The sequence below is a fragment of the Saccharopolyspora sp. genome (genome assembly GCF_017434145.1).
Lineage (GTDB): Bacteria > Actinomycetota > Actinomycetes > Mycobacteriales > Pseudonocardiaceae > Saccharopolyspora_C > Saccharopolyspora_C galaxeae.
The window spans coordinates 1-12,020 of the sequence record NZ_JAFRFW010000837.1 but is presented as its reverse complement, the minus strand read 5'-3'; the positions used below and the strand labels follow the sequence as shown (position 1 = coordinate 12,020).

Annotated in this window: 10 protein-coding genes and 1 pseudogene; 5 read left to right on the top strand and 6 right to left on the bottom strand. The window is 72.0% G+C overall.

Translation table 11 applies throughout. From position 1 onward, the window contains the following. Positions 1–126: 126 nt before the first annotated feature. Both IJH84_RS22775 and IJH84_RS22770 read right to left on the bottom strand, forming a co-directional pair. Positions 127–696: a sigma-70 family RNA polymerase sigma factor gene (locus IJH84_RS22775; protein WP_295148834.1), complete on the bottom strand. Its 570-nt coding sequence runs from the start codon at positions 694–696 to the stop codon at positions 127–129. Continuing rightward, positions 693–1,442 (bottom strand): pyrimidine reductase family protein, encoded by a 750-nt coding sequence (locus IJH84_RS22770; RefSeq protein WP_295148831.1) that lies wholly within the window; start codon positions 1,440–1,442, stop codon positions 693–695. Before IJH84_RS22770 ends, IJH84_RS22775 begins: the two co-directional genes overlap by 4 nt. Positions 1,443–1,552: 110 nt before the next feature. On the opposite strand from IJH84_RS22770, the gene zapE reads away from it, so the two are divergent. After that, positions 1,553–2,596, top strand: coding sequence for a cell division protein ZapE (gene zapE, locus IJH84_RS22765; RefSeq protein ID WP_295148828.1), 1,044 nt, complete (start codon positions 1,553–1,555; stop codon positions 2,594–2,596). A 50-nt stretch (positions 2,597–2,646) separates the two neighbouring features. On the opposite strand, the gene rocD is transcribed toward zapE, so the two are convergent. Then, the gene (rocD, locus tag IJH84_RS22760; RefSeq protein WP_295148825.1) at positions 2,647–3,936 is read right to left on the bottom strand and encodes an ornithine--oxo-acid transaminase; all 1,290 of its coding nucleotides are present in this window, start codon (positions 3,934–3,936) and stop codon (positions 2,647–2,649) included. 289 nt (positions 3,937–4,225) lie between these two features. Here rocD and IJH84_RS22755 point away from each other — a divergent pair, with 289 nt between their 5' ends. After that, positions 4,226–5,278, top strand: coding sequence for a lactonase family protein (locus IJH84_RS22755; RefSeq protein WP_200071320.1), 1,053 nt, complete (start codon positions 4,226–4,228; stop codon positions 5,276–5,278). Between the two features lie 3 nt (positions 5,279–5,281). Here IJH84_RS22755 and IJH84_RS22750 read toward each other — a convergent pair whose 3' ends face one another. Further along, positions 5,282–6,991 carry a serine/threonine protein kinase gene (locus IJH84_RS22750; protein WP_295148820.1) on the bottom strand — a complete coding sequence of 570 codons (1,710 nt, stop codon included), beginning with the start codon at positions 6,989–6,991 and terminating at the stop codon, positions 5,282–5,284. A gap of 211 nt (positions 6,992–7,202) precedes the next feature. On the opposite strand from IJH84_RS22750, the gene IJH84_RS22745 reads away from it, so the two are divergent. Genes IJH84_RS22745 through IJH84_RS22735 form a run of 3 tightly spaced genes read left to right on the top strand, consistent with a single transcriptional unit; the run spans position 7,203 to position 10,779 of the window. Next, positions 7,203–8,714: a sugar ABC transporter ATP-binding protein gene (locus IJH84_RS22745; protein WP_295148818.1), complete on the top strand. Its 1,512-nt coding sequence runs from the start codon at positions 7,203–7,205 to the stop codon at positions 8,712–8,714. Next, positions 8,711–9,766, top strand: coding sequence for an ABC transporter permease (locus IJH84_RS22740; protein WP_295148816.1), 1,056 nt, complete (start codon positions 8,711–8,713; stop codon positions 9,764–9,766). The genes IJH84_RS22745 and IJH84_RS22740 overlap by 4 nt, the downstream gene beginning before the upstream one ends. 11 nt (positions 9,767–9,777) lie before the next feature. Continuing rightward, complete coding sequence (locus IJH84_RS22735) at positions 9,778–10,779, top strand: substrate-binding domain-containing protein (RefSeq protein WP_200071323.1); 1,002 nt, start codon at positions 9,778–9,780, stop codon at positions 10,777–10,779. Positions 10,780–10,812: 33 nt separating this feature from the next. Here the strand turns inward: IJH84_RS22735 and IJH84_RS22730 are convergent, their stop codons facing one another. Beyond that, on the bottom strand, positions 10,813–11,634 hold the full coding sequence (locus IJH84_RS22730; protein WP_295148812.1) for a copper chaperone PCu(A)C: 822 nt from the start codon (positions 11,632–11,634) through the stop codon (positions 10,813–10,815). A gap of 46 nt (positions 11,635–11,680) precedes the next feature. Then, positions 11,681–12,020 (bottom strand): annotated as a pseudogene (locus IJH84_RS22725) (hypothetical protein); the annotation flags it as partial.

Genomic DNA, 12,020 nt, shown 5'->3' with positions numbered 1-12,020 from the left:
GCCTGGCAGTGCGGGCAGCTCGCGGCGTGCGCGGCGAACTCCGGCGGTGCGTCCCCGGCGAGGTGCTCGACGAGTTCGCCGACAGTGTGGCCGCAGGCCAAGTGCTGGTCGGCGTCGAGGGAGGACTCACTCACGGTGCATCTCCTTCAACCTCGCCACCAGGGCCAGCCGCGCGCGGTGCAACCGTGATCGCAATGCCGCCTCGTTCACCTCTAGCACCTCGGCGATCTCCTCGTAAGACATGCCTTCGAACTCGCGCAGGACCAGCGGCACGCGCTGCGACGGTTCGAGGGTCGCGATGGCACGGTGCACTCGGCCGGCCTCCTCGGAGCGCATCGCGTGGTCCTCCGGATTGCCCGAATCCCGGTCGGAGACCAGATGGCTCACCGACTCGTCGCTGACGTCCATCGGGACCGCGGGCTTGCGCCTGCGCACCTGCGCCAGCGCCGCGTTGGTCACCACGCGGTAGAGCCAGGTGGTCGGCGCGGCGTCCCCGCGGAAGCGGTGCAGCGAGCGCCACGCCGAGACCCACGCCTCCTGCACGGCGTCCTCGGCCTCGGCCCGGTCGTTGAGGATCCGGTAGGCGACGCGGTACATGGCGGCGGTGTGCCTGCGGACCAGCTCGTCGAAGGCAACTCCGTCGCCGCGCTGGGCGGCGCCCATCAGGTCTCGGTCGGTGTCGACCCGCTCGGTCACTCCCGCAGTCTCCCGTAGCGCAACAGCAGCAGCGATTCCGCGTGCAGCACCGACTCCAACCGCATCCCGCGCGCCGCGATCGGCGCACCGTGCGCGATGCGGCCTGCGTCCCCGCCGGTCAGCAGCGGGGACATGGTCAGGCACAGCTCGTCGACGAGGTCGTCGGCGATGAGGTCGCCGAACAGCGTCGGCCCGCCTTCGCCGCCGATGCGCCGCAGCCCGCGTTCGTGCAGGGCCGTCACGGCGGCGGGCAGGTCCACGGTCTCGTCGCCTGCGACGAGCACGTCGGCACCCGCGTCCGCCAGCGCCGCGCGGCGGGACTCCGGGGCGGAGCCGCAGGTCACCACGATCGGCGGCACGACCGTGTCGGTCAGCAGCAGCGAGTCCGGCTCCAGCGCGCAGCGCCGGGCCACCACCGCGATCGGCGGCACCGCCGGCATCCCGCGCCGGGACCGCAGCTCGCTGCGCACCTCGGTCCGTTTCACCCCGCGGTAGCCCTCGACCAGCGCGGTGTCCGCGCCGACCGGCACGACGTCCGAGAGGCTGCGGATCAGCGCCATCACCCGCCGGTCGGCGGGCGCGGACAGCCCCCGGGAACTGCCCCGCACGGTCACCGCGCCGTCCAGGCTGGACACGAAGTTGACCCGCAGCCACGGCCGGTCGGCCGGGTAGGCGTAGCAGGCTTCGAGGTCGGCGGCCGGGATCTCGTCGGGGGACCGCTGTTCGGGAGGCCAGAGGCGTTGCACCCGCCCATCCCAACACGGGTGACGCCCGCCCGATCGGCCGGACCCGCAGCGCCGAGGGGGTGAGCACTGCCACCGGTCACCGGTCCGACACCGGTTATAGAGTCGGCGGCATGACCGCCGCGCGCCTCGTGGACCGCAGCCCCGAGCTGAGCCCGGACGAACTGATCGACGCGATGGCTCCGCCACCGCTGTTCGACGAGGCCCGGTTCGAGACCTACGTGCCGAACCCGGACGAGCCCAGCCAGGCCGAGGCCGTAGCGGCCTGCCGCGAGTTCGCGGGCCGGGTCGCGGCCGCCGGCGAAGGCGGCTCGTGGTGGCGAACGCTCTTCGGCCAGAAGACGGGCAAGTCCGGCGGGAAGCGCCCGCAGGCCAAGCGGGGCCTGTACTTGGACGGCGGTTTCGGCGTCGGCAAGACGCACCTGCTGGCCTCGCTGTGGCACGAGGTGCCCGGCCCGAAGTCCTACGGCACGTTCGTCGAGCTGACCAACCTGGTCGGCGCGCTGGGGTTCAGCGAGACGGTGCGGCGGATGTCCGAGCACCGGTTGCTGGCCATCGACGAGTTCGAGCTCGACGACCCGGGCGACACGATGCTGGTCACCCAGCTGATCGCGAAGCTCACCGAAGCGGGCGTGCACGTCGCGGCCACCTCGAACACGCTGCCCGGCAAGCTCGGCGAGGGACGGTTCGCCGCTGCCGACGTCCTGCGCGAGATCCACGCGATGGCCGAGCGTTTCGACGTGGTCCGGGTGGACGGGCCGGACTACCGCCACCGCGGGCTGCCGGATCCGCCGGAACCGGCCGACGACGCGGAGCTGGCCGAGCAGGCCGACTCGGTCGGAGGGGCCACGCTGGACGACTTCGACGAGCTCTGCGCGCACTTGGCCGGATTGCACCCGTCGAAGTACGGCAAGCTCGTCGACGGCGTCAGCACCGTGCACCTGCGCGGTCTGCACGCGGCGCCGAACCAGACGGTGGGGCTGCGCCTGGTGGCCTTCGCCGACCGGCTCTACGACCGGGCGATCCCGGTGCGGGTCTCCGGCGAGCCGCTGTCCGGGCTGTTCACCGAGGAGATGCTGCGCGGCGGCTACCGCAAGAAGTACCTGCGGGCGCTGAGCCGTCTCACTTCGCTATCCAGGGACATCGTCAAATCCTGAGTTCCGAGTGAACGGCCTCTTCGCCCGATCTATTGGGACCAGCGGTCCGTTCACTCCTGGTGGAGCACCTCGCTGATCGCGTCCAGGCCGGTGTCCAGCTCGTCGCGGCCGATCACCAGCGGGGGTGCGATCCGCAGCGTGGTGTCCTGGGTTTCCTTGCACAGCACGCCGCGCGCGGCCAGGGCTTCGCTGACCTCCCGGCCGGTCGGGCCGCCGGGAGCGAGCTGCACACCCGCCCACAGCCCGCGCCCGCGCACCTCGGTGACCCCGCGGCCGACGAGTTCGCCGAGCCGCGCGTGCAGGTGCGCGCCGAGTTCGCGGGAGCGTCGCTGGAACTCGCCGGTGGCCAGCATCGCCACCACCTCGCGCCCGACCGCGCATGCCAGGGGATTGCCGCCGAAAGTCGAGCCGTGCTCACCGGGCCGCAGCACGCCGAGCACGTCATCGCGGCCCACGACCGCGGAAACCGGCAGGATGCCGCCGCCGAGCGCTTTGCCGAGCGTGTACAGGTCGGCCCGCACCCCCTCGTGCTCGCAGGCCAGCAGTTCGCCGGTGCGGCCGAGCCCGGACTGGATCTCGTCGGCGATCAGCAGCGCGCCGTGCTCGTCGCAGGAGCGCCGCACCGCTTTCAGGTAGCCCTCCGGCGGAACGACCACACCGGCCTCGCCCTGCAGCGGTTCCACCAGCACGGCCGCGGTGCGTTCGGAGATCGCCGCTTCGACGGCCGCCGCGTCGCCGTAGGGGGTGATGCGGAACCCGGGCGTGAACGGCCCGAAGCCGCCGCGGGCGGACTCGTCGGTCGAGAACGACACGATCGTCGTGGTGCGGCCGTGGAAGCCGCCCCCGGCCACGACGATCTCGGCCTGCTCCGCGGGCACGCCCTTGACTTCGTACGCCCACTTCCGGGCGATCTTGATGGCGGATTCGACGGCCTCCGCCCCGGAGTTCATCGGCAGCACCCGCTCGGTGCCGGTGAGCTCGGCCAGTTCCCGGCAGAACGGCCCGAACTGATCGTGGTGGAACGCCCGGCTGGTGAGCGTGACCCGACCGAGCTGCTCGGTGGCCGCGGCCACCAGCCGCGGGTGCCGGTGCCCGAAGTTCAGCGCGGAATACCCGGCGAGGAAGTCCAGGTAGTGGCGACCTTCTACGTCGGTCACCCGCGCCCCGTCGGCTTCGGCGATCACCACCGGCAGCGGGTGGTAGTTGTGCGCGCCGTACTGCTCGTCGAGCCGGAGGTATTCGGCCGCGCCCGAAGCGCCGGAGATGTCGGCGGCACCGGAGACGTCGGAGGCGCCCGAAGCCCCGGCGGCGGCAGGCGTGTCGGTCGAAGCGGAAGTCATGCCGCTCAGGTTATGCCGCCCGACGCCTTCGTTTCAGCCGCGCAGCATTGCTTCACGCGACTGATCGTTGCGCACTTCGGCTCCGGCGTGAAACGTTCACGCGTCGTGCGGCCGTAGGTCCGGCGGACCTGTGCGGGACGGCACGCGGTGGCTACGGTCGGGCGAACGCGGATGAACACCGCGTGTACCGTCGATGACCCAGCGTCGATGATCGGATGTCCGGGCGCGATCCCCGAGGCCTCCGTCGGCGCGAGTCCGCGCGGAGAGCACCCACGAGTGGAGGTCGCCGATGCCGCAAGACGCGCACTACCGGGTCTACCTAGGCGCTTACACCGGCCCGGAATCCGCCGCCAACGGGATCCGCCTGGCGCACGCCGACGGGACCGGGCGATTGCGGTGCACCGACAGCGTGGCCGACAGCTACGACCCGTCGTTCCTGGCGCTGTCCCCGGACGGCGCGGCGTTGTACGCGGTCAACGAGCTGGCCAGGGGACGGGTCGTGGCGTTCGCGGTGGGCGCGGACGGCCGGCTCACCGAGGTCAACTCGCAGCCCACGCACGGATCAGCGCCCTGCCACGTGAGCGTGCACCCCTCGGGGCGCTACGTGCTGACCGCGAACTACCTCTCCGGCAACGTCGTGGTGCATCCGGTCGGCGAGCGCGGGGCGTTGCGGGAGGCGTGCCACGCCGTCGAGCACAGCGGCCAGGGCCCCAACCGGCAGCGCCAGGAAGGCCCGCACGCGCACCAGATCCTGCCGTCGCCGGACGGGCGGTTCGTGCTCGCCGCAGACCTCGGCACGGACGCGGTGTACGTGTACGCCTTCGACGCGGACACCGGGCACATGGCGCTCAAGCACGAGGTCTCGCCGCAGGCGGGCGCCGGGCCGCGGCACCTCGCCTTCCACCCGGACGGCGAGCGCGCGTTCCTGGTCAACGAGCTGGACTCGACGATCGTGCCGCTGGCCTACGACCCGGAGACCGGTGAGCTGCAGCCGGGCCGCCCGCGACCGCTGGTGCCCGCGGGCCACACCGACGAGAACTTGGCCGCGGAGGTGGTCGTCTCCCCGGACGGCCGGTTCGTGTTCGCCTCCAACCGCGGCCACGACAGCATCGCGGTGTTCACCGGCGAGCTGGAGCCGCTCGGGTTCGTGCCCGCGGGCGTGCGCGGTCCGCGGCACATCGCGCTGTCGCCGGAAGGCGGGGTGCTGTACGCGGCCGGGCAGCTCAGCGAAACGGTGCAGGCTTTCGAAGTTTCGGACTCGGGCGAGCTCGCGACGCTGGGCGATCCGGTGCCCACCCCGGCTCCGGCGTGCGTGCTGCCGGTTCCGCCGCGGGCCGAGTGACCGTCAGCTCAAGCGGCGGTCGTAGGTGCCGCGGCCGTACTGCTGCAGGGCCTCGCGCACCCGGTGGGTCTCCTGCCGCCGCGTGATCGGCCCGCCGGTCGCGCCGAGCGGGAACATCTGCACCCCGCCGTGCATCCGGCGCACCGGGTGCCACGCGTGCCAGCGCTGCGGCGGCGCGTGTTCGGCCAGCCACACGGTCAACGCCTGCCTCTTGCCCTTGCCGACGATGCCGACGCGGCGCACTTCGTGCCACGGGATCTCCCGCGCCAGCCCGGCCCGCGAGATCCGCAGCCCGTCGGTGTTGACCTTCAGCCGCAGGCCCGGCAGCACGGCTTTGGCCAGCGACAGCAGACCGCTGACGAAGAACAGCAGGAACGCCAGCGTCGGTACCGGGTTGCCGGCGACTTCGTCGCCGAGCGTGTAAGCGCCGGCCGCTACCACGAACATCAACACCGCCCACAGCAGCGCGCCGCCGCGACCGCCGGTGACGAACACCGGTCCGGGGGTGTTCGCGGAAACCTTCCGCGGCACCGACGACGGGAACGACGGTTCGGGAGCCTTCGGGGCGGGCGGCCGCTTGGTCTGCGCGGCGGGCGCGGCCCCCGCGTTCGGGTTCCGGGACTGCGGCGGTGCGGCCGACCAGTCACCCCGCGGTCGTGAGCCGGGGTTCGACGGCGTGCCGGCCTGGAACGCGGCCGAGCCGGGCACGGCCTGCCCGCCGGGCGGCTGCGCGAATGCGGTTCCTCGGTTGCCGCCCTGGTGGGCAGCACTGCTCTGAGCCGTGCCGCCGTTCTGGGCGGCACCACCCGGCAGCGGCATCTCGAACGCCGCCTCGGAAGCCTGCTTGAGCTGCGTGGTGTGCTCGTTGATCACGGCGCTGATCGCGGGCGGGAGCCAGTTGTCGCCCTGCGGGCTCGTCGCGCCGATCGCGTCCAGCAGCTGGTCCGGCGTCGGCCGCTCGGCCGGTTCCTTCGCCAGGCACGGGCCGAGCAGCGAGCGCAGGCCCGGGCTCAGCGCGCTCAGGTCCGGATGGTTGTGCACCACCCGGTACAGCATCACCGGTGCGCTGCCGGAGCCGAACGGCCCGGCGGCGCCTGCCGCGAACACCAGCACCGCGCCGAGCGAGAACACGTCGCTGGGCGGGCCGACGTCGCTGCCGGTGGTCTGCTCCGGTGAGAAGTACCCCGGCGTGCCGAGGAAGATCCCGGTGGCGGTGAGCGCGCTGTTGGTCACCGCGCGCGAGATGCCGAAGTCGATGACCCGCGGCCCGTCCGGCCCCAGCAGCACGTTGCCCGGTTTCAGGTCGCGGTGCACCAGCCCGGCGCGGTGGATCGCGCTGAGCGCCTCGGCCAGCCCGGCGGCGAGGCTGCGCACGGTCGGCTCGGGCAGCGCGCCGTGGTCGGAGACCGCGCTGTGCAGCGTCGGGCCGGGCCCGTATTCGGTGGCCAGCCACGGTTGCTCGGCGTCCGGTTCGGCGTCGACGACAGCGGCGGTCCAGAACCCGCCGACGGAGCGGGCCATGTCGACCTCGCGGCGGAACCGTTCGCGGAACTCCGCGTCCTCGGCGAGCTCCGGGCGGGCCACCTTGATCGCCACGACGCGGCCGCCGCGGGAACGCGCCAGGTACACCGCGCCCATCGCGCCGCCACCGATGCGGGCGAGCAGGCGGTAGTCCCCGACCTTGGCGGGATCGCTTGCCAGCAACGGCTGCACTTCAAGTCCCCCTCGATGACTCGGTGGCGGGGGCCAGCTTACGGATTCGGACACCGGCGTTGTCGCGATCCCCGCCGAGTGCGTTCGCGAGGGCTGCTGGTAATCGGTTACTCGGGTTCGCCGCAACTCTTCCGGCGCAGTGCCGCGGTGAGTATGCTCCGGCGCACCGCAGTGGCGGTACCTGATCAACGATGATCGAGGGAGGCACACCGTGTCGCGTTCCGAGGGGTCGGCGGCGCCGGTGCTGGTGCGGCTCGACGACGTGAGCAAACGATTCCCCGGGGTGGTCGCGGTCTCCGGGGTCCACTTGGACGTGCGCGCGGGCGAGGTGCACGTGCTGGCCGGTGAGAACGGCGCGGGCAAGTCGACGCTGATGAAGCTGGTGGCGCAGGTCGAGGAACCCTCCTCCGGCACCGTCGAGGTCGACGGCCGGCCGGTGTCCTTCCGCGGCCCCGCCGCGGCGCGCAGGCTCGGGATCTCGATGGTGCACCAGGAATTCGCGCTGGCCCCCGACCTGTCGGTGGCGGAGAACCTGTTCATCGGGCATGAGCCCGGCAGCGCGGGGTGGATCTCCCGCAGCGCCGAGCGCGAGCAGGCGCGGGCGTTGCTCAAGCGGGTCGGGCTGCACGTCGATCCCGCGCGGCCGGTGGGCAAGCTCTCCACCGCGCAGCAGCAGCGGGTGGAGCTGGCGAAGGCGCTGGCGGTCGAGGCGAAGCTGCTCATCCTGGACGAGCCGACGGCGACGCTGACCGAGCAGGAGACCGCGGAACTGTTCGGCATCGTCCGCGAGCTCACCGCCAACGGCATCGGCGTCCTGTACATCTCGCACCGGCTGGACGAGATCTTCGAGATCGGCGACCGCGTGACGGTGCTGCGCGACGGCGAGGTGGTCGCGACCCGGCCGGTGGCCGAGCTGGACGAGTCGCGGCTGGTCGCGCTGATGGTGGGCCGCGACGTGCAGAACCTCTACCCGCGCACCCACACCGAGCCGGGCGAGGTGCGGCTGCGGGTGCGCGGGCTGTCCCGCGGCGCGGCGGTGCGCGACGTGTCGTTCGAGGTGCGCGCGGGCGAGATCGTCGGCATGGCCGGGCTGGTGGGTGCCGGGCGCACCGAGTTGGCGCGATCGGTGTTCGGGGCCGAACCGCCGGATTCCGGCTCGGTCGAGCTGGACGGCAGGGAACTCAAGATCCGCGGCCCGGCGGACGCGATCGCCGCGGGCATCGGCTACCTCACCGAGAGCCGCAAGTCCGACGGGCTGGCGCTGCAGCTCGGCGTGGACAAGAACATCACGCTGGCGAAGTTGCCGATGGCGGGCGGGCTGATCGACCTGGGCGCGGAACGCCGCGTCGCGCAACGGGAACGGGACCGGCTGCGGATCCGGGTGCCGAACATCGGCCGCCCGGTGCAGGCGCTGTCCGGCGGCAACCAGCAGAAGGTCGTGCTGGCGCGCTGGCTGCAGACCGAGGCCGAGGTGCTGCTGTTCGACGAGCCCGGCCGCGGCATGGACGTCGGGGCGAAATCGGAGATGTTCGGCCAGCTGGACGCGCTGGCCGTGGACGGCAAGGCGGTCGTGCTGATCTCCAGCTACCTGCCGGAGCTGCTGAACATGTGCGACCGGATCCTCGTGCTGCGCGAGGGGCGGATCACCGGTGAGCTCGAGCGCGCCGAGTTCTCCGAAGAACGGATCGTGGCGCTGGCGACCGGAGCGAGGGAGGACCAGTGAGCGAGCAGTCGCCGACCGGGCCTGGCGGGCAGCCGCCGGTCGAAGAGGACAGATCGGAAAGCGGGGGTGCGGCCTCCGGTGGCCTGCTCGGCGGGTTGACCGACCGCTTCTCCGGAGCGATCTCGCAGGTCGCCGCTGCGGGGGCGCTGATCGTGGTGTTCGTGGTGCTCTCGATCATCGCGCCGTCGTTCCTGACCGCGGACAACCTGTTCAACCTGGGGTCGCAGACCTCGGTGAACGCGGTGATGGCGGTCGGCGTGACGCTGGTGATCATCACCGGCGGCATCGACCTGTCGGTGGGTTCGGTGGCCGCGCTGTCCGGGGTGCTCGGCGTGATGCTGATGGCCGACTTCGGCTTCAACCCGCTGGTGGGCATCCTCGGCGGACTCGTGGTCGGCGCGGCCGCGGGCCTGGTCAACGGCCTGCTGGTGTCGACGGTGGGGCTGCCGCCGTTCATCGCGACGCTGGGGATGCTCAGCGTCGCCCGCGGTCTGGTGCTGATCAGCACCGGCGCGGTCGCGGTGTTCGGCGCGCCGGAGTCGTTCCGCCTGCTCGGGCAGGGCGTGATCGGTCCGGTGCCGATCCCGGTGCTGATGATCGTGGTGGTCGCGGTGCTCGGGCACTTGGTGCTCACCCGCACCCGGCTGGGCCGCTACTCCTACGTGATGGGCTCGAACTCGGAGGCCGCGCGGCTGTCCGGCGTGCCGGTGCGCAAGCACACGACCTGGGTCTACGTGCTGTCCGGGATGCTGGCCGGGCTCGGCGGCATGATCGCGGCTTCGCGGATCAACTCGGGTCAGCCGAACTTCGGCGAGGGCCTGGAGCTGGACGTGATCGCGGCCGTGGTGATCGGCGGGGCGAACCTGTTCGGCGGGCGCGGCACGGTGCTGGGTTCGCTGATCGGCGCGTTCCTGGTTGCGGTCATCCGCAACGGTGCGGTGCAGCTGAACATCGGCACCTTCTACCAGAACGTGCTGATCGGCGTGATCATCTGGCTCGCGGTGTGGTGGGACCGGTACCAGCGCCGCAAGCTCGCCGGGGACGTCGGGTGAGGGGTTCGGCGATGAAGAAGCTGCTGGGACTGCTGTGCCTGGTCGTGCTGCTGGCCGCGTCGGGCTGCAGCGTGCGGATCCACCGGCCGAGCGGGACGGCCGCCGCGGAGGGCGGCGCGATCCGGCTCGCGGTGATCCCGAAGGCGATCGGGTTCGACTTCTGGGAGCAGGTGCGCGTCGGCGCCGAGTGCGCGGCCTCGAAACATCCGAACGTCAACGTCTACTGGGACGGCGTCACTTCGGAGGACGACGTCAGCGGTCAGCAGAGCCTGCTGCAGGACACCATCGCCCAGGGCGTGCAGGGTCTGGTTTATGCCGCCACGGACGCGAAAGCGCTCGCGCAGGTGTCGGAGTCGGCTCTGCAGCAGGGCACCACGGTGGTGAACATGGACTCCGGCACCACGCCGCAGCCGCCGGGCGTGCCGGTCTACGCCACGAACAACGTGCAGGCCGCCGAGCAGGGCACCCAGCTGCTGGCCGACCAGCTCGGCGGGCGCGGCAAGGTCGCGTTCATCGAGTTCCTGCCGGGCACCAGCACGAACGAGACCCGCGCGGAGGGCTTCGAGCGCGGGCTGGCGAAGAACCCGGGCCTGCAGCTGGTGGCGCGGCAGTCCTCCAGCAGCGACTACAACACCGCCTTGCAGGTCACCCAGGACATCCTGACCGCGAACCCGGACCTGAACGGGATCTACGCGGGCAACGAGCCGAGCGTGCTGGGCGCGGCCGAGGCGGTTCGGCAGGCGGGCAAGGCCGGCCAGGTCAAGATCATCGGGTGGGACACCTCGGAAGGCCAGATCGAGTCGTTGAAGGACGGCGTGATCACCGGTCTGATCGCGCAGAACCCGTTCAAGATGGGCTATTCCTCGGTCCAGTCGGCGATCACCGACATTCGCAGGCTGCCGGGCGAAAGCCCGGCCACCGACACCGGTTCGACGCTGGTCACGAAGGAGAACATGCGGACTCCGGAGATCCAGAAGCTGCTGAACCCGTCGTGCGCGAACCCGCCGCAGTGATCCCGCTGGGGTGATCCCGCCGGTGCTGCGCCGTCACCTCGGCATCGCTTGCAGCACGTGCAGCGTGGTGCCGTGGCCGCACGGCGTGCGCAGCTCAGGTACCGGAGAACCGCGCACGGTGATCTCGGCTCCCGGCCGCACCACGGCCGGATCGCCGCCGACCAGGATGTACGGCCTGCCGTGTCCGGTCAGCAGCCGGCAGTCCGGCCGGGGACCGGCTTGGACCGTGCCCTGCGCGGTGAATTCCCTGCCCTGCGGTGTTCGCGGAGGCGGTGGCGCGGTCGCCGGTGGACCGGGCGGTGCCGCGCACGGGTGCGGCGGGGGCTTGTCGCCGTCGCGGGTGGCTTGGATCTTCGCGTCCACGCGCACGTCACCTGCCTGCGCGAAGGTCAACGTCAGCGGGAACGTCGTTCCCGGGCGGGCCACCCGCTCCAACCCGATGACCTCCAGCCGGTACGGCGTGGCCGACTCGGGCTGGCCGGGCGCCAGCGGGACCGTGCCCTGCGCGGTGACAGGGATCTGCGGCACGGGTTCGGCCTGCCCGTCGCAGCCCCGGTCCCATCGCAGCTCGACCCGTTCGGCTTGCGGGGAACGCGCTCCGACCAGTGCGTCCTGCCGCATCCCGTTATTGATCAGGAAGAGCTCGGCCGGTGCGGCGGAACCAGGCGGATAGCCCGCTTCGGTGGCGGCCAAGTGCACGTTGCGGACTTTGATCTGCCCGACGCCCTCGTTGGTGCCGATGGTCCCCGCGGCACCCGCTGGGCCACCGCTGGCGGACTCCAGCACCGTCCCGCCGCAGCCGGTCAGCGCACCCAACCCGACCGCGACCAGCGCGATGCTCGTGAACCCCCGCACGACCTCGCGGTTACCCGCTGCCCCGCGCCGGTACGCACCGATGCGATCAGAGCCGGCTCTCCACGATGTCGGCGGCTGCGGCCGCACCGCCGCTCTCGGCGATCACCTGCCGCATCCACGCGAGGTTCGCCCGCACGTCCGCGTCTTCGGCAACGTCTTCGACGGCCGCCCGCAGCGACCCCGGGTCGAGCTCTGCCGCGTCGAGCCACCGCCCGAGCCCGAGGTCGCGCACCCGCGCCGCGTTGGTCTCCTGCTCCGGGAACTGCGGCACCGCCGCGGTCGGCAGCGGGCTGTTTTTGAAGTGATCGCTGAAGAACGCAATGTTGCCGTCGCGGTCGACCAGCTTGTCTAGGGCTGATTGAATGAAGACGACCGCGAAAAACGCG